At 66.5% G+C, this 20,424-nt stretch carries 17 protein-coding genes; 10 read left to right on the forward strand and 7 right to left on the reverse strand.

Annotated features, from left to right (window positions below):
• Positions 1-3: 3 nt before the first annotated feature.
• Positions 4-228 (reverse strand): DUF6900 domain-containing protein, encoded by a 225-nt coding sequence (locus LZ199_RS44340; RefSeq protein ID WP_253999888.1) that lies wholly within the window; start codon positions 226-228, stop codon positions 4-6.
• A 70-nt stretch (positions 229-298) separates the two neighbouring features.
• A complete protein-coding gene (locus tag LZ199_RS44345) occupies positions 299-595 on the reverse strand; it encodes a hypothetical protein (RefSeq protein WP_253999889.1) in 297 nt (98 codons plus the stop codon).
• A gap of 350 nt (positions 596-945) precedes the next feature.
• Between LZ199_RS44345 and LZ199_RS44350 the strand changes: the two genes are divergently transcribed.
• Positions 946-1,233, forward strand: coding sequence for a hypothetical protein (locus LZ199_RS44350; RefSeq protein ID WP_253999890.1), 288 nt, complete (start codon positions 946-948; stop codon positions 1,231-1,233).
• On the opposite strand, the gene LZ199_RS44355 is transcribed toward LZ199_RS44350, so the two are convergent.
• From LZ199_RS44355 to LZ199_RS44375, 5 genes are all read right to left on the reverse strand, one after another.
• The gene (locus LZ199_RS44355) at positions 1,182-1,499 is read right to left on the reverse strand and encodes a hypothetical protein (protein WP_253999891.1); all 318 of its coding nucleotides are present in this window, start codon (positions 1,497-1,499) and stop codon (positions 1,182-1,184) included. The genes LZ199_RS44350 and LZ199_RS44355 overlap by 52 nt on opposite strands.
• Before the next feature lie 801 nt (positions 1,500-2,300).
• Positions 2,301-2,501, reverse strand: coding sequence for a hypothetical protein (locus LZ199_RS44360; protein WP_253999892.1), 201 nt, complete (start codon positions 2,499-2,501; stop codon positions 2,301-2,303).
• On the reverse strand, positions 2,498-2,719 hold the full coding sequence (locus LZ199_RS44365; protein ID WP_253999893.1) for a hypothetical protein: 222 nt from the start codon (positions 2,717-2,719) through the stop codon (positions 2,498-2,500). The genes LZ199_RS44360 and LZ199_RS44365 overlap by 4 nt, the downstream gene beginning before the upstream one ends.
• Before the next feature lie 14 nt (positions 2,720-2,733).
• On the reverse strand, positions 2,734-3,003 hold the full coding sequence (locus tag LZ199_RS44370) for a hypothetical protein (protein WP_253999894.1): 270 nt from the start codon (positions 3,001-3,003) through the stop codon (positions 2,734-2,736).
• Positions 3,004-3,015: 12 nt separating this feature from the next.
• Complete coding sequence (locus LZ199_RS44375; protein ID WP_253999895.1) at positions 3,016-3,393, reverse strand: hypothetical protein; 378 nt, start codon at positions 3,391-3,393, stop codon at positions 3,016-3,018.
• A 175-nt stretch (positions 3,394-3,568) separates the two neighbouring features.
• Here LZ199_RS44375 and LZ199_RS44380 point away from each other — a divergent pair, with 175 nt between their 5' ends.
• From LZ199_RS44380 to LZ199_RS44420, 9 genes are all read left to right on the forward strand, one after another.
• Complete coding sequence (locus tag LZ199_RS44380; protein WP_253999896.1) at positions 3,569-5,077, forward strand: sigma-54 interaction domain-containing protein; 1,509 nt, start codon at positions 3,569-3,571, stop codon at positions 5,075-5,077.
• A 97-nt stretch (positions 5,078-5,174) separates the two neighbouring features.
• Entirely contained in the window at positions 5,175-5,522 is a 348-nt protein-coding gene (locus LZ199_RS44385; RefSeq protein WP_253999897.1) for a DUF4258 domain-containing protein, read from the forward strand.
• 30 nt (positions 5,523-5,552) lie between these two features.
• Positions 5,553-6,212, forward strand: coding sequence for a vWA domain-containing protein (locus LZ199_RS44390; RefSeq protein ID WP_253999898.1), 660 nt, complete (start codon positions 5,553-5,555; stop codon positions 6,210-6,212).
• 23 nt (positions 6,213-6,235) lie between these two features.
• Positions 6,236-6,946 (forward strand): PP2C family serine/threonine-protein phosphatase, encoded by a 711-nt coding sequence (locus LZ199_RS44395; RefSeq protein WP_256569867.1) that lies wholly within the window; start codon positions 6,236-6,238, stop codon positions 6,944-6,946.
• Positions 6,943-8,412, forward strand: coding sequence for a protein kinase family protein (locus LZ199_RS44400; RefSeq protein ID WP_253999900.1), 1,470 nt, complete (start codon positions 6,943-6,945; stop codon positions 8,410-8,412). Before LZ199_RS44395 ends, LZ199_RS44400 begins: the two co-directional genes overlap by 4 nt.
• Positions 8,409-11,708: a DEAD/DEAH box helicase gene (locus tag LZ199_RS46875; RefSeq protein WP_253999901.1), complete on the forward strand. Its 3,300-nt coding sequence runs from the start codon at positions 8,409-8,411 to the stop codon at positions 11,706-11,708. The genes LZ199_RS44400 and LZ199_RS46875 overlap by 4 nt, the downstream gene beginning before the upstream one ends.
• A complete protein-coding gene (locus LZ199_RS44410; protein ID WP_253999902.1) occupies positions 11,692-13,881 on the forward strand; it encodes a hypothetical protein in 2,190 nt (729 codons plus the stop codon). Before LZ199_RS46875 ends, LZ199_RS44410 begins: the two co-directional genes overlap by 17 nt.
• Positions 13,882-13,899: 18 nt before the next feature.
• Positions 13,900-16,332 (forward strand): hypothetical protein, encoded by a 2,433-nt coding sequence (locus LZ199_RS44415; protein ID WP_253999903.1) that lies wholly within the window; start codon positions 13,900-13,902, stop codon positions 16,330-16,332.
• Entirely contained in the window at positions 16,329-20,366 is a 4,038-nt protein-coding gene (locus LZ199_RS44420; RefSeq protein WP_253999904.1) for a cold shock domain-containing protein, read from the forward strand. Before LZ199_RS44415 ends, LZ199_RS44420 begins: the two co-directional genes overlap by 4 nt.
• The last annotated feature ends 58 nt before the right edge of the window (positions 20,367-20,424 follow it).

The raw sequence follows: 20,424 nt of genomic DNA on the forward strand, positions 1-20,424 counted from the left end.
GGACTACGTGCTGCGGGGGCTGTTGGCGGCACGCACGCCGGCTTGGTAGGCCGCTTCGAGGGCATCCCTCAGTTGCCACACCGCCACCTCGTGGATGTCGAGGCTGTCGCTGTTGCGTGTCTTCAGCGTTTCGATGTTCATCTCCTCGCGCACAATGCGCTCGAGGGTCTCTGCAGGCGCCTGGGCGGGCTTCGAGGCGTTGGCGGGGCGGGGCTTGCGGGGTGTCATTGTTTGTTCTTCCGTGCGCCTTGGGCGGCGCGCGTGAGGCATACGCGCTCTGCTTCTGGTGTATGACAAGTCATTGTGCGCTGGGCTTTTGCAGATTCGCGAAGCACTCCAGGTCGATGGGGCGCGCGTCGAAATGGACGAAGCTGCTGGAGCCGTCCGGGAGAATGGGGGCGATGTCGAGGCAGTCAACCTCCGTGACACCACCGAGGCGCTCCAACGTCTCGTTGAGCCGGACGTAGAAGCCGGCATCGTCGGGGTCCGCGTCCGGGCTGAGCCCGCCGTGTAGCACCGCGAAGATGCGGACCTGCTGTCCCTTGAGGCCGGGAATCTCGTCGCCGATATAGGTGGTGGAGCTGCCGATAACCATAGGTGTCTCCCTGGCGCGCAGTGGGGTGCGCGCGAAGACATACACGCTCTGTCTTCGAGACATAGCAAGTCGAGGAGAGAGGGATTCGGGCCGCCCGGGGCATGGTGGACGCGGGAGGGCTCTGCTTCGCTGGCAGCGTATGTCTATCGACTGGACTCCCAGGGCGCGTGGCTGCTCGTCGGGCGGCCCCTCGATTCGGAGGCCCCGCGGAAACCAGCGCTCGCGAGCCTCCTGCGACAGGGGACGCACCATCACCGTGCTGGCGCCGCCCCCTTGGGCTTGAGCGCGGTGTACAAGCGCCCGCGCTGGACGAGCTCCGCGTGTAGGTGGCCGACGAGGAGTTGGTGCAGGTGTCCGAAGCTGCCGGGCGCCGGTTGGTCCGGCTCGTCCTCATCCTCGCGGATGAGGAACTCGGTGGAGCGGCAGGTGGGGTAGGGCGGAAGCTGAATGAGGCTGTCGTCTACGTCCTCCCGGCGGGCGACGCCTACCTCCAGGGAGTCGAGGAAGAGGCGATTGCTACTGCCGCACCGGGCTCAGCGCTGAAGCACGTCCTCAGCGGTGACTTCGTGAATGGCCCTGGGAGTCCTCACGCGACAGCGGTGTACGAGCCGAACCAGTACGTCGCGGTGAGAGGTTGAAGGTTTTGGTGGCTGTAGAAGGCGATGCCGTCTCTGTCCGGAACCATGACGAAGGGGTTGCCGACGAAGCTGTCGCTGGGGGGCGTAGGGGGTGAGGGGATGGAGGAGGGCGCGCTGGGAAAGCGACTGCGGAACGTCACCGAGCCGCCTCCGGTGAGGTTGTTGTGGGCGACGGTGTCGCTGTTGCTGTACTGGAGGTCAAGCCGACCTACCTCGCGAACGTTGCCCGTCACCTCGAAGGCCGTGTTGTTAGCGGTGCTACTCATGGGGAGCCGCCAGGTGCGCGTCCAGTTGGTGAAGGTGAAGCCAGTGCTGGCGTCATGGAGGAACTCCGCCTCGTTGCGTGAGAGGCGAAAGCCGCCGGAGGCCGTCCCGCTGGTGTCCCGGGCCCAGGCACTTCCATTTCAGTCCCATGGAGGGTGAACCACACCGAGTCGTCGTCGGCGTGGAGGCGCAGGCGCGCGGCGGCGCCCCCCAGCGCCCAGGGCGTCGAGGAGGAGGACGCGGCCAGAGCGCAGCCTGGGCTGGAGGATGGCCATGTGCTGTCCCACCGCCGTCTCGTTGCCGCGGAAGTGCCCCCCGCTGTAGGCGAAGAGGACCCCGGTGAGGGCTGCCTCGATGGTACCTGCCGCGAGGAGGTCGCCCGTGTCCGCGACGGAGCCGGCGGAGGCTGCGTGGGCCTCCGTCCCCTGTGTGATGTGTCCGTTGAGGAAGCCCAGCAGCGCGGCCACTTGCTGCCGCAGGTTGCTGGCGGGGATTGCATGGGGCGTCCCGGCCAGCGCGTTTCCTCCGACGCGGGAAGCGCCGGGACTGCCGGCCGTTGTCTCTCCGAAGCCGGCGTTAAAAAGAGCGGGGTCGCGTTTTCGCGACCCCGCGTGAATGGCTCCGCATGGGGAACTGCCCGCTAACCCGTTCGTGGCGCTCTTGGCGAGACGGGTTCTCGCTGCTCGCACCGTCCCGGAAACGCGAACGCTTGCGAATCCAGATGGTTGAGCAACGCGAGCCGAGACGCTCTCACTGATGAGCACCGTCCCGCGAGGAACGCGGGCACCATTCGTCGCGTGCCCTCAGGCCCGCCCGCGCAGCATCGCGGTGGCGGCCTTCCCGACGACGACAAGCGTCCCGCCGCTCGCGACGATGAGACCCTCGGTTGCGATGGCGTAGGCCAGCGCACCTCCGGTCGCGACGACTGCGATGCCGCCAGCGATCCCCAGGGCAAGCTTCTCCCCATCGGACCGCCGCTCCCACCAGCGCGCGAGGCTGCTCATCGTGCGCCTCCCATGCCGGCCTTCTCACCAACGACGACCCCGACGGCGTCGTCACCGATGGACGCTCCAACCGCCGCACCGATGGGACTACCGAGGACCGAACCCACGACGCCACTGATGGAGGCGCCGACGCTCGCCGAAATGCCGCGACGACGGTGCTCCTCGGGAACCTGCTGCAGCGCCTCTTCCGCGTGTTTCGTCAACTCGTTCTTCTGCATGCGCCCGTTCTCCTTCATCCGAAGATCCACTTGGCGACGCGGTACGCGCCGTACCCGACGCCGGCAGCGACGGCCGCGCCCGCCACGACCGGACCGCCGACGGCGGCGATGCCCACTGACAGCGCGGGCCCGCCGAGGCCGACCGAGCCCGCGACCATCTGCGCCACCGCGTAGCCACCGAGGTTCGCAGCAGGGCCCGAAAGCGCCGCCGTCGCGCCAACGAGGCTCGCGCCCGTTCCGGCGCCAGCGACGACGCCAGTGATCTTTGCCTTGTGCTTGCTCATGGTGTCCTCCGCTCAGGCCGCAGCCCGCTCCTCGCCGAAGTACGCGTCCGCCGCCCAGCCGACCGCCTCCGTCAGTGCGGCCGCCGTCGACGCGTTGATGGCGTTGCCCCAACCCGGCACCCACCCGACGAGCCACTGGCTGATGCCGCGCCCGACGTGCGTCGCCGTGAACGTCAGGAGCAACTCGGCGGCGGCGGCCTTGGTGATCGCCGCCCCGTGCTCGCGGGCGACGGCGATGATCATTGTCGTCTGGATGCCCGCGAGGACCGGCGCGTCCGAGCCGGGGATCTGCGCGAGGCCAGCGCCGACGGCAGCAGCCGCAGTGGCGGCGGTGTGAACGATACCGTGGACCTTCTGGTTCGTCGTCAGGGCGGCGGATTTGGTCGGCATGGTGTGGTCTTCATCTCCTTGGGGACTGCAAGAGGCAGCGAGCGCGTACTCAGCAGGAGATGTGCCACCTTGTTCGAGGACTCGACCAAGTCGAGATCACGAAGGTTACGGAGCGCATCTCAGGCGCGGCGCAAGGTTCGTTGTGCATGTGCAAGAAGTCTTGTACCGTCGTGGCATGCTGCGAGTCCTCATCGCTTGGGTCGGCGTGTCCGACCTCCAGGGCCCTTCGAAGGAGGCGGCTAGCGACGTTGGCCCCGTCGCGCAGGCGCTCAAGGTGCGTGAGTTCGACCGGGTGGTCCTCCTCGAGAACTTCAGCAAGCCCGAGCACCAGAACATGCTCCCGCCGTACATCACGTGGCTCAAGGCGCGGACGAAGGCGGAGGTCGTCGAACGCCCCGAGGAACTCGCCGGCCCGACGGACTGGGGCGGCATCTACAAGGCCGCGCTCCGCGCCTGCCAAGCACAGGAGAAGGATGCGGCGCTGACCTTCCACCTGAGCCCCGGTTCGCCGCCCATGGCAGCCGTGTGGGTGCTTCTCGGTAAGACCGTGTTCTCTGCCGAACTGATCGAGTCGTCGCGCGAGCAGGGCGTGAAGACGGTCACGGTACCCTTCGACATCGCGGCGGAGTTCCTACCCGACCTGCTGCGTGAGTCCGACGAGCGCCTACGCAGCCAGAGCACGGCGGATTCTCCTGCAGCCCCAGAGTTCAAGGACATCATCCATCGAAGCAAGGTGATGGCGCGCCTCATCCAACGAGCGCGGCGGGTGGCGCTTCGGAACGTGCCCGTGCTTATCGAAGGTGAGTCCGGCACAGGGAAGGAGTTGTTCGCGAAGGCCATCCACCGGGCAAGCCCTCGGCGCGACAAACCGTTCATCGCAGTGAACTGCGGCGCTATCCCATCGACCCTGGTCGAGAGCGTGCTGTTCGGCCATGAGAAGGGGTCGTTCACGGGAGCCGATCGACTCCGCAGAGGCGTCTTCGAAGAGGCCCACGGCGGGACCCTGTTCCTCGATGAGCTCGGCGAGTTGCCGCTCGATGCCCAGGTGAAGTTGCTCCGCGTCCTCCAAGACTCAAGGGTCACGAGGGTCGGCGCAACATCCGAGATCGAAGTCGACGTTCGCGTTGTCTCGGCTACCAACCGCAACGTCATCGAAGAGGTCGAAGCCGGACGCTTTCGCGAGGATCTATTCTACCGCCTGGCCGTGGCCGTCTTGAAGCTTCCGCTGCTCCGTGAGCGGGCTGGCGATCTTGGGCTTCTGATCGACGAGCTGCTGAAAAAGGAGAATCTGGACGCGGAGAAAGTCGAGCCCGGATACGTCCACAAGAAAATTTCCACGGGCGCAAGGAATCTTCTCTTGATGCATCCCTGGCCTGGCAACGTTCGCGAGCTTCAGCTCGCCCTGAGGCGTGCTGTTATCTGGAGCGACGGAGTCACCATCTCGACTGAAGATGTCCGCGAATCCCTCCTCGCGGTGCCGCACGCTCAAGGGCGTGACGTGCTCGACCGGCCTCTCGGCGATGGCCTCAACCTACAAGAAATATTGAAGGAAGTGGCGAGGCACTACCTCGGTCGCGCGCTTGATGAAGCGGCTGGCAACAAGACGCGCGCCGCGGAGTTGGTCGGCGCCCCGAGCTACCAGACGCTCTCAAATTGGCTGAAGAAGTACGAGGTCGACGCGTGACCTTCTGCGCGTACCTTGAGCGCTGGCACGACGGCTGCTCATGCGGTCTTCGCCAACGGCAACCACGGGAGGTTGTCGTTGAACCCGGAGACCCAGCATGCCCGCCAACGACAACCGCTTCGAGACGTACCGCACCGAAGGCCGCTTCACCCTCACCAACCACGCCAAGGAGCGCATGGCGACGCGCGGGCTTCGCGCCGACGCCATCGACGCCACGCTGGCCTACGGGCGGGTCGTCTACGTCCGTGGCGCCGACATCTACGCGATCGGCCGGAGGGAGATCGCTCGCTACACGGAGGAAGGCATCGACCTCTCCGCATACAACGGGGTTCAGGTCGTCGTCACCGCCGACGGCGCCATTCTTACCGTGTACCGCAACCGCTCCTTCAACGGGCTCCGCGGCCGCCGCACGGACCGCCGCCGCCCCCTCGCCCTCGTGGCGTAGGCCGCACCACGAGACCAACCGGAGAAGAGCATGACCTCCCAGCTCAAAGAGTTCACCTCGTTGGCCGCGCGCCCGCTCCCCGTCATCCTCCTCGCCGACGTTAGCGGAAGCATGGCGACTGAGGGGAAGATCGACGCTCTCAACCAATCCGTCCGCGAGATGCTCGCTACGTTCGCGTCGACTGACGATCTTCGCGCCGAGATCCACGTCGCCATCATCACCTTCGGTGGCGAGGCGCGACTTCACACCCCGCTTCAGCCAGCGAGCGCGGTGACGTGGAGCGACATGGTGGCCGATGGCGGCACGCCGATGGGGCAGGCGATGACGCTGGCGGCTGACCTCGTCGACGACAACGCCAGGGTCCCCGGGCGCGCCTACCGCCCCACCATCGTCCTCATCTCCGATGGCCAGCCCACCGACTCTTGGCAGACAGGCCTCGACCGCATGACCAAGCAAGGGCGGGCGCAGAAGGCGGACCGCACGGCGCTGGCGATCGGCGGCGATGCCGACACCGACATGCTTCGACGCTTCCTGAACGACGAGAAGAAGCAGGTGTTCGTCGCGGCGGACGCGCGCCGCATCAAGGACTTCTTCCAGTTCATCACGATGTCCGTCGCGGCGCGTTCGCGGAGCGCGAACCCGAATGAAGTTCCGCAAATGCAGAACCCGTTCGATCTCGATAGCGTGTGAGGATCAAGGGAATGTGGAGCGCCATGGGGGCCAGCGTTCGAGGCCCAGAACATCTCAAGGACGGTCGGCCCAACCAGGATGCCTGGTTGAGTCGCCTCGCGCGCGGAGCCGCGCTTGCGGTCGTCTGCGATGGTCTGGGGAGCCGCCCGCACTCTGCGGTCGGCTCGCGAGCGGCATGCCGCGCCGTCGCCGACGCTGTTCGCCACTGGGCCGATGGCCGTGATGCCCCGCCCGAGCTCCTACTGCGGCTGATTCACGCGCTGTGGAACATGCGCGTGCACCAGACGGGCCGCGACGAGAGCGCGACGACTTGCCTGTTCGCGGTCGTGACGAAGGACGGCCGCCTGCTGCTTGCGCAACTCGGTGACGGCCTGGTGATGTTGAAGACGGCGAAGGGGACGATGACGCTCGAGCCCTCTTCCGAGCGCTTCGGAAACGCGACTACGGGCTTGGGCATCGCCTCGGATGTTCGCGAGTGGAGGCTCCACCTCGATCCGAACTTCACGGGGGCTGCGTCGATCCTGCTCGCCACGGACGGCGTGGCCGATGACCTTCTTCCGGAGAAGCGCGCGGACTTTCTGAACTTCCTCGTCACCCAGTACGGGCCCCGCCCAGCTACGGCGAGAGCCCGCGCCATCGCGAAGCAGCTTCGTGACTGGCCGACACCCCGACATCGCGACGACAAGACGGTGGCCGTGCTCTGGACCGACGCCACGACGGAGGCACCCCCATGAGCGACTTCCCCAGCGCCGTCGTTGATGACGACGGCAACGTCCACCACCTGCTGAAGCAGCCACTCGGACGAGGTGGACAAGGAGTCGTGCTCCGCACGCGTAGCCCACACATCGCTGTGAAGCTCATCGGCGCGATTGCCGACTCTCCACCCGCTCCAGAGACCCGCTCGGCGCAGAAGCTCTGGAACCAGCTCACGAAGGCACCAAGTATCGCGCTCGCTTCCGACGCACCGAAGCACGCGGCGCTGCGACGGCGGCTCGAAGATGTCCGCGCGCTTCCGCTGCCCCGACTTCATCTCGCGCAACCGCTGTCGATGCTGCGGGATCACGTCGGCTACACGATGCGCTTGCTTACCGGCATGGTGCCGATGCGAAGTCTCATCGCTGAGCCGGGAGCGTCGAAGCTCGGCGAGTTCTACCGGTCGTCCGGTGGCCTCGGACGGCGCCTCGAACTGCTCGCGAACACGGCGGGCTTGCTTGCGCGACTGCATGCGGTGCCGCTCGTCTACGCCGATGTCTCTCTGAACAACGTGTTCATCTCGGAGACGGCGGACGCGAGTGAGGTGTGGCTGATTGACCTCGACAACCTCGACTACCTCTCCGCCAATGCGCCCGGCATATTCACGCCGGGCTTCGGTTCGCCCGAAGTCGTGACGGGTCGCGCCGGGGTCTCGACCCTCTCTGACTCCTACTCCTTCGCCGTTCTTGCGTTCTGGGTCCTCACGCAGCAGCACCCGTTCCTTGGAGACTACGTCGAGCAGGGCAGCTGGGATGACGACGGCGACGAGGACCGTGAGCAGCTCGCGTTTCGCGGCGAGGTTCCGTGGGTTGAAGACACGAGGGACGGCTCCAACCGCACCAGCAAGGGGATTGCACGGCACCTCGTCCTCTCCAAGCCTGTTCGCGAGCTCTTTCAGAGGACCTTCGAAGCTGGTCGGACGGACCGCACAGCCCGACCGAGTATGTCCGAGTGGGCCGATGTCCTGCGGCGCGCGGCGGACCGGGTCGTCTCCTGCAAGGGCTGCGGCTCCACGTTCGACGTGACCGCGGGCAGTTGTCAATTCTGCACGGCGAGCCCGCGTGCGTCGTTCATCCACATGCAGGTGAACCGCTGGGACCCCGAAATCGACGACGCCGGCGCGTCTGCGGTGAGCACGCGCGCCGTCTGGCACAAGATGCTCGACGTCAGGAAGGACAGCCTCGTCCTCCGACACGTCGTCGAGCCGGTGCTCGCCGACGCCGAGGACGCACCAGTGCTCCGCGTTCGAGTCCTGAAGAGTGGCATCGCCCTCGAAGCCCTCTCGAACAACGAGGTCCACGTCGTCCTTGGAGGGCGCACGCAACGCCTGGCCGCCGAACTCAAGCTTCCGTTGCCCAAGGCCGGGAGCGAAGCGTTCCTGCACTTCGGCCCGCTGGACCGCCCGCACCGCATGGCGGTTCTTCGGCTCTACTCGGAGGGAGCGTGAAGCTCGATCAGGTTCCCTATGGCCAGACTGAGGTCCTTCGCCTCCGGTGGACGTCGTCGAGTGGGGCGCTGCCGAGCGCTGCCGTGCCCGGCACCGAGGGGCTGCTCCAGTTCTCCGAGCGCGAGGCGCAGGCAACGCTACGGGTTGGCCCGGACGTCTTGGGCATCCAGGGCGATGGTCGCAAGCATGAGATCGCACTCTCAGACCTCTGCACGCGGCACCTCCCCCGCATCGCATGGCTCGTGGACGCCGGTCCCCAGGTGCTCACGCTCCAAGTCCACACCTTTCTGCACGCCCTCGCGCTGCCGCCGATCGACCTCGGCGTCGATGAAAAAGTGCTCGAGGCGCTTGAGCGCATCGATCGCAGGCTCGCCGCTCCTGACCGCGCGCTCCAGTGGTTGGACGAGCAGTTCCTCCTTACTGGCGACAACGGCAGGCGAGGATTCGCGACCGCCGAGCTCAACGCCGGGGCGTTCGCACTGTTTGGCCGCACGGCGCGCGCCTTCATTCGAAGGGTAAAGCGACCGGACTCGACCGAGGGTCTGCTCGTTGACCTCGTGGCGCGCGGAAGAGGTCAAGGTGGAGAGCAACTCGCGCTGGTGTCGGGTGTCGTTCGGTTCGTCGACGCTACCGTCGCGGGCAAGCTCCGCGTCGACGCGGCAGCCCAGCTCTCGTCGCTTGTCACCTCCAGGTCGAGCTTCTTGGACCTGTGGAGTCGCTACGGCGCGATGGAGAACGAAGCGGCGCTGCGCAGGGCTCGAAGGGCTCGTTGGCTCAAGTACGACCATGTCGAGTCGCTCCCCGATGGCTGGTACCGCTTCTCCCTGGCGAGCGACTGCACCCTCGACGACGCAGAGCTGTTCAAGCGGACGCTCACCGAGGAGCAAGGACTCGGTATCGAGGCCGTCGGTGAGGTCCCCGAGGTGCTCACGCGCGAGATGTCGTGGGCCGAGTACGAGGCCCAGCCTCGCGCGAAGGATGCGCCGTCGCCCGCGACCTTCGATGGGCGAGTGGAACTCCATCGGCGAGACCGCACCGTCACGCTGGCCCAGCGACGAAACGACGAGGGTAACCCGCCGGACACGGGCGCGCTGATCGTCTCGCTTCACGGAGACAAGACGAGGCTCAAGCGCCGAGCAGAGGCCGAGAGCGCCATTCGTGAGGCGCGCTGCCCGATGCCCCAACTCGGGCTGCTGCTCGAAGAGCGCCCCGTGGAAACGCCTCGTCGCGGAACGATCGCTCCGGTGACGCCCAACGTGAGGCGAAAGGTGTTCGGCATGCGTAGCCCCACGCCAACGCAGGAGCGCGCACTTCACGTCGCGCTGAACACCCCAGACATCGCGCTCATCCAGGGCCCGCCGGGAACCGGGAAGACGACGGTCATCGTCGCCCTCGTAGAGCGTCTGCAAGAGGTCTGGGACACGCAAGACGGCGTACAGGGGCGCCTACTGCTGAGCGGCTTCCAGCACGACGCGGTCGAGAACGCGATCCAGCGGATGAACGTGAATGGGCTCCCGCCCATCAAGTTCGGCGGGCGGTCGAACAGCACTGCGGATGCCGACCGTGTCGACGCCACGATCGACCGGTGGTGCAGCGAGCGCAGCGCGGAGCTCCGCAAGAACCTTCCCCCCCGACCCGCGTCGGCCCAACAGAAGGAACTCTCCGAACTGGTGCATGGCTACCTATTGGCGCCTGGCACGCTGGAACACACCGCGTCCTTGCTCCACCGGGTCGCGAGCCGCGTCCAGGGGACGGTGCCCGCAGCGCTCGTCGACCGCGTTGTCGCGCTGGCTCGCGAGCTTTCCGAGCGGGCTCGTGCTGCACGTGGTGGTGACCCAGACCACGAGCGACTCGTGCGCTGCCTGCGCGCGCTGCGTTGCGACGCACGCTCCTTCGCGGATGATGGGGCGCGCAACGCGGATCGACTCGCGCGCGAACTCGCTCGTGCGGCGCGGCGAGACGAGCAGGCGAGAACACTGCTTGAGGCCACCGCGCGCTGGAGCGGTCACGGGCACCCGCCGTTCCTCGACGACCTCCGAGCACTTCGCAGACGGCTGTTGCTCGAACTGCTCCCTCCAGATCGCACCGAGGACACCATCCCGCGTGTACGGACCGACGTCCTCGACCTGCTGAGCGAGGTTCGCAACCACCTCGAGCAGCGCCAGAACACCTCGCGAGATGCGGCGGATGAGGCGACGTGGAGATTCCTTGCCACGCTCGAAGGAGACCCCGAAGCCGTCAAGCGCGCCGTCATCTCGTACACGTCGGTGTTCGCCGCCACCTGCCAGCAGTCGGCAAGGCAGGAACTCGCAGAGCTGAAGGGCTCGGAGGGCTACGACACCGTCGTCGTTGACGAGGCCGCGCGCGCGATGCCGCTCGATCTGTTCATCCCGATGGCTCGCGCAAAGCGGAGGATTGTGCTCGTGGGCGATCACCGCCAGCTCCCTCACATCCTCGACCAGGAGCTCGAGCGCGAACTCGAGGAGGCGCTGTCGACAGGCAAGAGTGAGGCGGAGCGCACGAGCGAGATGCTGAACGAGAGCCTGTTCGAGCGGCTCTTCAAAGACCTCAAGAAACGAGAGGACCGCGACGGTTTTCCCCGCGTCGTTACCCTCGACGAGCAGTACCGTATGAATCCGGTGCTCGGCCAGTTCGTCAGCGAGCAGTTCTACAAGCCGCACGGCGAGGCCTTCAGGTCGCCCCGTCCGGCATCGGACTTCGTTCACTCGCTGCCGGGCTATAACGGGCCGGCGTCGTGGCTCAGCGTGCCGCGCAAGCTTGGCGCGGAGCGAGAGGGACAAAGCAAGTCGCGTCCCGTCGAGGCGCAAGTACTCGTCGCAGAGCTGAAGCGGCTCATGGACTCAAGGGAGGGACGCGAGTTCACCTTTGGTGTGATCTCTTTCTACAGGCAGCAGGTCAAGACAATCGAGGACGCGCTCGTGGAAGCGGGCATCGTCGCTCGCACCGACGACGCCACGGAAATCGTCGAGCCCTACCGCGAACTGCTGCTCCCCAATGGACGCGCGGCTGAGCGTCTTCGCTTCGGCACCGTCGACGCTTTCCAGGGGATGGAGTTCGACGTCGTGTTCCTCTCGATGGTTCGCAGCAACACGCGCGGCGTCTTTGGCCATGTCACCTCGCCGAACCGCCTCTGCGTGGCGATGAGCCGCCAGAAGCGCTTGCTCATCGTGACGGGTGACGACGGGATGCTCCGCGCGCTCAACGCGCCGAAGGCGATCAATCCCTTGGTCGAGTTTCACAAGCTGAGCGAGGTGCGCGATGCCGCCAGTATTTGATCGCACGACGCCGGTCGTCGATTTCGGCGCGACTTCGTCACCATTCAAGAGGGAGACGCGGCGGTGGTTCCTGTGGCCCGCTTTCGCCTACAGGGTGCTCCTTCCGTCGCGGGGCAAGTCGCCGTTCAACGCATTTCAGGTGGCTGCGTTGGACATGTGTCGTGCGGGCGTCAGGGACGCCGAAGAGATCGCGCGGCGCCTCGCGCTCCCTTTGGATTTGGTCGGCTTCGTTGTGGAGCAACTTCTCGGCATGGGCATGCTCGATGAAGCGCGCGTACCGACGCGCCGAGCTCTGCACCTGATGAACGAGGACGAGGATTCCAGCGAGGTGGAAGACGCCGGCTATGTCTTCGTCGATGGGATCGACGGCAGACGCGTCTGGTCGCGCGTCCACCGAGGCAGCCTGCCGATCGTGGATGCCGAGTTCAAGCAATCGAAGGTCACATTCCAGCGAGGCACGCCGGGCAACCCCGAGACCGTGTTCGCGAACGTGATTTGGCCGGCGCCAGGCGCACGGTCTAGTTCGCCAAGCGCCTACGAGGCGCAGAAGGCTGCGCGACACCACGCTCGCCGCGTTCGTGCTTTCCGACGCGAGGTCTCGCGCTACGGAGATGCGGAGGACGTGCTCGATGGGCTCAAGTCTGGCGGGCTGCGTGTCGTTGAGGTCGAGCCGGAGCCGATCTTCGTCGCGTCGTACCTGTTTCTGCCGAAGGACGCTCGGCAGCGTTCGTGGCTCGTCACTGATCCCATCGGGCTTGGTGTCAGCGACATACTTCGCCCGGGCGTGACCAAGCTCGCCAAGGAAGGAAAGCACGGCCTCGTAGAGTTGCTGGAGAAGGTCGCCGGTCAGGCGTGGCACGTCGACGAGGGTGACCTCGCGCTGTACCTGGCCGAGGCGACGAAGGCCGCCAAGGAGCGCGTCGCGCGGCTTCTCGGCGACGCCGCGAAGTTGCTCCCTCCGGACGTGCTCACGCGGCTCGCGGATGCCGACGTACGACTGGATGGAGCACGGACCGCCAAACCGATCGAGGACTTCCTCGGGAACGCGTACGCGGCCCTTGAGAGCGTGTTCGGTTGGTTGGTGTCGCTGTACCCAGATCCGAGCCTATTCTCAGCGCTGGGGCACAACGCGTCTGAGAATGCACCGCTGCTTCGGCGGGTCGCGGAGCAGGTCGGGTTCAACGCCTCACAGCGTACGGTGCCGCTCCTGAGCGTCACCCGTGGAGTCGTGAAGGGGGCCATCTCCTTCGGCAACAAGACGCTCCCTGGCCGACTGACGGCGGCGCTGCTGGCGGCCCAGCGCAACGGCGACCACCCGCTCGCGACCCTTGGGGCTCGCGAACCTGACGCGCTCGAGTTCTTCGCGGAGATCGGTCGGCTCAGGATCGATGCTTCGCACGATACGGCCTCTGTCCCGAGCGCCGAGGTCGCGGCCGAGATGCGCGACCGCTTGTTCGCGATCCTCCGATCGCTCGTGGGGGCTGGTCCCGCAGACCTGGAGGTAGGATACGCCCAGCCCTCCTGGGGCGCCGACTTGCTCCTCCGCGTTCGAGCGAGGGCCGAGCAAGCTTCTGAGAAATACCCTGGGCTCGCCGAGCGCCCCAACATGCGCACGCGCGTCATTGAGATGCACCACGCTGCGCTGCTCGTGAAGCTCCTCGCGGGGGCGCCAGCCACCCCCGCGGAGACCTTGAACACGCGCGTTCGCGACGCGGTGGTCGCCACTACCATCGCGATGGAGGCGGCCTTTGCCGAACTCGAGCTCGAGGCTCCCACGCCAGCCTCTGTCGCGCAGGCAGTGTCGAATGACCGGGAGAAGAACGCGGCGCAGCTCGCCGCTGTCGCCTCCGCACTGGGCTTCACCGTCGATGCGTCGGGGCAGCTCCCGAAATCCCTCTCGCACGCGAAGGCGAACCGCATCCGCCGCGCAGCCCATGGCCAGGGGGAGACCCTGTCCGCGCGCGTCGCGGCGCAGTTGCTCGCAGCGCAGCAGCAGTCAGGCCATCCGCTCCGCGAGGTCGCTAATCGGATTCCAACCTTGCTCCTCGACGTGGGCCGACTCGTAGAGGCTCGCGGTCACGGAGATGAAGTCGTCGTCACCGCAGCCGAAGTCGCCGAGATCGAGAGCATGGTTGCCAACGACGTCCGGGCAATGCTCGAAGCAATTGATTAAGCAGAGACCGGAGAGACCATGAGCGGCCGAAACGAGGAAGTCACCACTGCCGACGCTAGCCCGACGAGCACGACGACCGCGTTCGTCGTGGACGCGGCGGAACTCCGCAAGCAACTAGACGCGCGTGAGCAGGCCCTGAACGCACGAGAGCGCACACTGAAAGAGCGCGAGCAGAAGGCGCAGAGCCAAGCCGATGCGCTCAAGGAACGCGACGCCGAGGTCGATGCTGCGAAGGCGAAGGTTCAGCGTGACCTCGCCGACGTCGCGAAGCGCCAGAAGCAAGTGGCGGAAACGGAGAGTTCGGTCGAGGCGCGCGCGCGTGACCTGGCTCTACGTGAGATCGAGGCGAGTGAGGGTTTCGCCGCCAAGAACCGTGAAGCACTCGCCGGGCTCACGAAGGCTCACTCGTCGGTGCGCGCGGAGGTGGAGCGCCTTCAGGCCGAGTTGGACGCCGCTCGATTGAAGGGCATAGAAGACCTCGAGAAGCGGCTCGCCGATGAGCGACGAACCCGCACCGCCGCTCTCGACGCAGAGATCGATGCGGACATGAAGCGCCACCAGGGGAAGCTCACGGCCGAAGGTGCCGCGCAGGACGCTGCGCTCGTAGTGCAGCGAGCGCGCTTCGCCAAGGAGCAGCAGAGCGCGCTGGAGGACATCGAGCGGGATCGGACGCGGCTCGAGGAGAAGGAGGCCGAGCTTCACCGTGGGCTCGGTGAGCTGCGGTGGAAGGAGGAGGAACTCGTGGGGCTCCGGGCTGGAATCGAGCGGTCCATCGAGGAGCGGGCCCGCGACCAGGTGGCGTCGTTGGAGCGCCAGTTGGACGCGCTGCGCGAGGACCATCGACGGGACCGCGACTTGGTCATCTCGCTCGAGTCTCAGTTGGCTTCGTCGCGCGACCTCTTGGCGCGGTTCGGCGACGACCCCGCCGAAATCGAGAAGCGCATCGCGCAGCAGGCGAAGAAGATCAGGGACCTTGAGAAGGAACTGCTCCGGCGGCCTAGCGCCAGCGACAAGGAACTCCTGGTCACCCTGCAGGAACAGGAGCGCGTCTGGACCTCTGAGCGAGACAGGCTGGTTCGTGAGGTCACGCAGCTCAAGGCCGAGCAGAGCCGCTGGCTGACCGGCGTTGCCGATCTCGAGCAGCAACGGGAACGTCGCGAGGTCGCGGAGCGCCGACTCGAAGTGCTCGCCGGCGAGATGGAGAAGTACAAGGCCGAGGTCGACAGGATGCGAGCTCTGTATGAGCGCCCCGAGGAGCGAGCCGCGCGCGTCGGAGCCATCGAGGAGCCGTGGCGCACGGACTTCAAGCGCGACGATGGGAGCACGCCGAAGGAGCTCGACTGGCTCAATGGGATCGTGGCCGCGTGTGAGAGCAGCGGCATGCGCTTTCCGAAGCGCTTGGTCCAAGCCTTCCACACCTCGCTGAAGGCTGCTGAGCTCTCGCCGCTCACCGTGCTCGCCGGCGTGAGCGGCACCGGCAAGTCGGAGCTCCCTCGCCTCTACTCGCGCTTCGGCGGGCTCGGCTTCCTCTCGCTGGCCGTCCAGCCGAACTGGGACAGCCCGCAGTCGCTATTGGGGTTCTTCAACTCGGTCGACAACCGCTTCAACGCTACGACGGTCCTGCGCGCGATGGTGCAGGCCCAGCACGCCCCGAACCACGAGACATACGAACACGGGCTCTCGGACCGGCTCCTGCTGGTCTTGCTCGACGAGATGAACCTCGCCCACGTCGAGCAGTACTTCAGCGACCTCCTCAGCCGCCTTGAGCAGCGTCGTGGAGAGAGCCGAGACGTCACGCTCGACATTGACCTCGGTGCCGGCATGCCGCCGTACCCGCTATGCCTTGGGCGGAACGTCCTCTGGGTGGGCACGATGAACGAGGATGAGACGACGAAGGCGCTCTCTGACAAGGTCATCGACCGCTCGAACCTGCTGTACTTCCCACGTCCTCGGACGCTTCACAGCCGTACGGAGGTCACCCTCGGCGCGGAGTCGCCGTTGCTCGCCGAGAGCGCGTGGCGCGAGTGGCTGCAGACTCGATCGCCGTTCACCTCGGACGAGGTCAAGCCGTTCAAAGAGGGACTCCAAGAGATCAACTCGCGGCTCGAATACGTGGGCCGCGCCCTTGGTCACCGCGTCTGGCAGTCGGTCGAGTACTACATGGCCAACCACCCCGACGTGATCGACGCCCGCACGCGCAATGATGAGGACGCGCTACATCGCACGTTGCGACGTGCCTACGAGGATCAACTCGTGCTCAAGGTGATGCCGAAGCTCCGGGGTATCGAGACGACTGGCGACTCGAAGCGCAACTGCATCGACCCCATCCGCAAGCAACTCGACAGCGCCGCCCTCGGGCTCGGGCTGTCCGAGGACTTCGACATCGCGTGCCGCGTTGGACATGGGGCGTTCGTCTGGAACAGCGCGAGGTACCTGGAGAACGCTGAATGAAGAAGGCCCGCGCGGCGCGCGACCGCGCTGCTCCAAAGCTGGCGGCGTTGCCGCCGCCGCTCCCGGAGTTCGACGAGTTGGACGCCATCGCGGCATCCGACATGCCGACGGTGGAGGCGGCTTGGTGGATTACCCATCAGCTCTCGGAGCACATCTTCTCGATGATCGCGCACGGCGACCCGCGCACCGGTGAGCCGCTCCCCAGGCCCCTGACGGAGATCCTGCGCGACGTGCGGGGCGCGACCGCAACGGGATGTCGGCCGTTCCCGCGCGATCGCCTTCTCGGCGCAGCCGAGTTCACCATCGACTCCCTCGAGCATCTACTCGACCGGCATCGGCATCGAATCGTCAGGGTTCACGAGCAGCTCCCGTTCCATCAGCTTCGTGAGGTCGACACCCGCTCGATGGCTTGGCTCGCTCGTCAACCCGGAAGGAACATCCGCGAGAAGCTCTCGGGCCGCACCCACGCGCTGGGCGTGAAGCGCGACGCATCCGCCGACACCACCGAGAATCGACTCCTCCGCTCCTTTGCGAAGCTCCTTGTCCATCGCGCGAGCACCCGGCTGGAGAACAAGAACGCCTACGACGGGACGGCGGAAGATGCTGATCGCGTCCGTCGACTGGAGGACTGCGTTCGCCTCTGTGACGAGCGAATGCGGCGGTCCGGCCTCGCCGACGTTCCGACGCTGACCCGCCTGCAGGCGAACAACGTCCTGCTGAGCGACCCGCACTACTCCCGCGTGTTTCGGGCATGGAAGTGGCTTCGCGACGATGAGGAGGCGCTGCGTGGCTCGTGGCAAGACACCCTCCATCGAACCCGCGTCCTCCTGTGCTGGATGGTCGCGGCGCAGTTCGTGACGCGTGAGCGGGTGGTGGTCACGGAGACGCTTGGACGTGTGCTCACGGGGCGCGGTGACGACCAACTCCTCGGCGTCGAGGTGCTCGGCGCCGAGGCCGTCGGTGCTGACTGGTTTCTGAACCCGCCGCTCCACTTCCTGGTGTTGCCCGCTGGGCACAACGATGCGGCGTTTCGCATCCGCATTTCCTTGGATGGCGAGTTCATCCTCGTGCACGTCGCCACCTTGGGCAGGCGCGGGCTCCTTGCGGAGGAGTCTGTGTCGGCGCTCGCATTCGAGGTGCGTCCCACGTCGGAGCGCCTTCAGCCCCAGCGTGGGATCGGAATCGCCGTGGACGGCCTTGAGAGTGCGCTTCGAGGTGCTGACCGTGCCTACGCTGACCTAGCTGGGCTGACCCCCCTCGCGACACAGATGGCTCGTCAGATCCTCCAGCGCTGCGACGTGAACCCGAACGTTGAGGGGCGCGAACCGACTGCTGTTGGCGTGGCGGACGGCGCACGGCTCGGCATCCAACTCGACACGGCCTCTCTGCATGTCAGCGCGCAGCAAGGACTGCCTCTCGTGTCGTCTCCGTGGGCGCTCGCCCTTGGTCTGCCAGGAAACGTAGGCGGCATCGACTGGCTTGATGGACGCGCCGACCGTGAGCTGGTCATCGGCGCTGCCGGTCGCTCGCTGTGGGCCCTCGGCGACGTTGTGGACGCGGACGAGCAGGCCGACGCAGGGATGCTCGCCTTGGCGGCGGATCGTGTGCTGGGGAACCTCGCGTCAGAACTCAAGGTGCCGGTCGATGCACGCGTTGCCTACGCGGTCCCCGATGCCGTCGACGAGTTCTCGCAGCGCAGCCTGCGGAGCGCGTTCGGCTCCTCGTTCCATCGCCCTGTTCCGGTGTGGAGGAGCGTCGCGGCCGCGATGTCCTGGGCCTCCGTGGCAGGCGATCACGGACCCCGACCGGGCGAGTTGGTCGTCGTTGTTGACACGGAATTCGGCGGCGTCTCGCTGACGGTGCTCATAGCGCGCTACGACGAGAAGCTCGCTCGGACGCATCAGTCGTCGCGAGGAATCTTCTGGGAGCGCAAGCCGCCGCTTCCGCCTGACGAGCAGTTGGAGACGCTCGGCTGGCCGCATGTGCTTCGTGCCTACGCGTGGATGTTGGTGAGACGGGAACTCGGCTTACGGGCGCCCGAACTCCAGGAGCGCGTCGTCGACGACATACTTCGCAGCGGAAAGATCGGTGCGCTCGTGGCGCGCGGTGGCTCGATCTTTGTCCAGGTACCATCGAGCCAGCCGGCGATGCCCGACGTCGTGGAGTTCTTCGAGGACCCCGCGTGGTTCGACGACGAAGTAGCTCGCTGGATCGAACGGCTCGATCGGAGCTTGAAGGACGCGCTCGCGACGCTCGGCAAGGTGCGGGTCGTGCTGGTCGGTGGTCCCTGTGCCTACCCGCGATTCCACTATACCGGGCGGCAGACCGGTCGTATCAAGCTGTTCAACGAAGACAAGGGCTTCGGGTTCGTCGTTCCCGACGAGGGCGGCGCGGATGTGTTCTTCCACATCAGCTCCATCCAGGTCCCCAAGCAGATCGCTCTGAGGCGGGACCTCACCGTCGAGTTCGACGTCGGCAAGAGCCGAAAGGGCCCCGAGGCACTGCGTGTCACCTTGGTCTCGCGTCTCACCGCGTGGCTGCGTCAACGGACCGTCGCCCTCCCGCAAGCGCTGGCCGAAGGCGCACGGGAGTGCTTGCTCCGGTTGGACACGGGTTCGCTCACGTGGCGCGAATGGCTGCCCGAGCTTTCGCTCGAGGTCGTGCGCGACGGTCACTTCGGCGAACTGCCGCTGCTTGCGCGCGGGACGTTCGTCGATCCGTTTCTTGGCGACGCCGTGCAGTTCACGGTGCCCGAGACCCTCACGTTGGGGCGCGGACACCGGTGGTTCTCCTTTCCGCTGCTCGTCGGTCGGCAGGGACGTCGTCCTGTCGCGTGGGAAGCGAGGCTCGACTCGCCGGCGTTCCCTCTCGAGCACGACGTCCGTGCGCGGCTGCGACTGTCCTACCGGTATGGTCTCGACAACAGCTACGAACTCGCCGTGGAGCCCGCGTCACCGGACGATGCTCCGTTCGCCAGGGTGGAAGCGAAGTGGATCAAGGGTGGCGAGGACGCCACGACGTCGCTGGCGCGGGAACCCTTGCCGCTCGAACGTAGGCCGTGGGAGCGCGCAGGCACAGAGTCGTTCCTTGATGCAGCGCGCGCTCTTCATCACCTCAATGACGAACGCAGCGCGAAGCGCCTCTTCGGGCTGACTCGCGCGTGCTGGTCGGAGGGGCGAAGCCTTGCAACAGCTCCGGCTGGCGTGCAGCGCATGTTCCCCGGTTTCCGCGCCCAGTTGCTGGACGCGCTTCCGCCGGAGCTGAGCGTTCATGACATGCCACGTCCGCTCGAAATACTCGCGCTTCTCCACGAGGACGCTCCTACCGAGGTCATTGGCTGGCTGCTCGAACTCGATGCCCTAGGTGGTAATGAGCGGGTGCCGGTGGACGGAGGTGCTCCGGTTCCCCTCTATCGGAAGACGGCGGGTATGCTCGCCATGCTTGTCGGGGATGGAGAGGGTGAGCGCGCGGCGCTGCTCCACCGATTGCTCGATCGCCTCCGGCGACATGGCCAGGGCGACACGTTCGACGCGCAGTTGGCCGGCATCACGATGAGGGCGCTGGGCAACGCTGCGTGGAGGCACCCGGGCTTCATCGGCTCTCTGGCCGCCGCTCCGGGCGGCGCCGCGCTCGTCATCGCTTCGTGTCGACGTTCGCTGCACGCTCTTCTTGGCCGGATTCCGGTCGACGTTTCGTCCGATGAGCATCGCCAAAAGGTCTCGCGACAGTACGGCACTCCGTTCCGGGATGCCTGCGAGTTGCTGCTCGCGCTCATGGCCGTCGCCCCCGCGGACCCCGTGGTTGCGCCGCTACGCACCGGCTCCCCAGCGGCCGACGGCTTCGCGAAGCTCGTTCGCCAGATAGACGCTCGGTTTGCATCTATCGGCGCTACGCCCTACTGGCGAGTGCGCCTCAACGTGAATGTGCCGCCAGAACTCCATCGAATGTCGCCCGTCGCCTTCGCTTTGAACATGTTCTTCGCCGAGGGCGCGGGCGCGAACTTGGTCTACGTCGCCGGCGCCGATCTCGACTGACCCATCTGGGCGCGCGCCAATAGCCGCTTGTCGACCAAAGCAGCCATTCGCTGCAACG

The organism is Myxococcus qinghaiensis (genome assembly GCF_024198215.1).
In the GTDB taxonomy this organism is placed as follows: Bacteria; Myxococcota; Myxococcia; order Myxococcales; family Myxococcaceae; genus Myxococcus; species Myxococcus qinghaiensis.

What these genes read in the sequence shown, in the direction of transcription:
- LZ199_RS44385 (WP_253999897.1), top strand. Translation starts at nt 5,175, where the DNA reads ATGCCCGCCAACGACAACCGCTTCGAGACGTACCGCACCGAAGGCCGC.
- LZ199_RS44395 (WP_256569867.1), top strand. Translation starts at nt 6,236, where the DNA reads ATGGGGGCCAGCGTTCGAGGCCCAGAACATCTCAAGGACGGTCGGCCC.
- LZ199_RS44360 (WP_253999892.1), bottom strand. Translation starts at nt 2,501, where the DNA reads ATGAGCAGCCTCGCGCGCTGGTGGGAGCGGCGGTCCGATGGGGAGAAG.
- LZ199_RS44420 (WP_253999904.1), top strand. Translation starts at nt 16,329, where the DNA reads ATGAAGAAGGCCCGCGCGGCGCGCGACCGCGCTGCTCCAAAGCTGGCG.
- LZ199_RS44370 (WP_253999894.1), bottom strand. Translation starts at nt 3,003, where the DNA reads ATGAGCAAGCACAAGGCAAAGATCACTGGCGTCGTCGCTGGCGCCGGA.
- LZ199_RS44410 (WP_253999902.1), top strand. Translation starts at nt 11,692, where the DNA reads ATGCCGCCAGTATTTGATCGCACGACGCCGGTCGTCGATTTCGGCGCG.
- LZ199_RS44415 (WP_253999903.1), top strand. Translation starts at nt 13,900, where the DNA reads ATGAGCGGCCGAAACGAGGAAGTCACCACTGCCGACGCTAGCCCGACG.
- LZ199_RS44400 (WP_253999900.1), top strand. Translation starts at nt 6,943, where the DNA reads ATGAGCGACTTCCCCAGCGCCGTCGTTGATGACGACGGCAACGTCCAC.
- LZ199_RS44380 (WP_253999896.1), top strand. Translation starts at nt 3,569, where the DNA reads ATGCTGCGAGTCCTCATCGCTTGGGTCGGCGTGTCCGACCTCCAGGGC.
- LZ199_RS44355 (WP_253999891.1), bottom strand. Translation starts at nt 1,499, where the DNA reads ATGAGTAGCACCGCTAACAACACGGCCTTCGAGGTGACGGGCAACGTT.
- LZ199_RS44365 (WP_253999893.1), bottom strand. Translation starts at nt 2,719, where the DNA reads ATGCAGAAGAACGAGTTGACGAAACACGCGGAAGAGGCGCTGCAGCAG.
- LZ199_RS44340 (WP_253999888.1), bottom strand. Translation starts at nt 228, where the DNA reads ATGACACCCCGCAAGCCCCGCCCCGCCAACGCCTCGAAGCCCGCCCAG.
- LZ199_RS44375 (WP_253999895.1), bottom strand. Translation starts at nt 3,393, where the DNA reads ATGCCGACCAAATCCGCCGCCCTGACGACGAACCAGAAGGTCCACGGT.
- LZ199_RS44345 (WP_253999889.1), bottom strand. Translation starts at nt 595, where the DNA reads ATGGTTATCGGCAGCTCCACCACCTATATCGGCGACGAGATTCCCGGC.
- LZ199_RS44390 (WP_253999898.1), top strand. Translation starts at nt 5,553, where the DNA reads ATGACCTCCCAGCTCAAAGAGTTCACCTCGTTGGCCGCGCGCCCGCTC.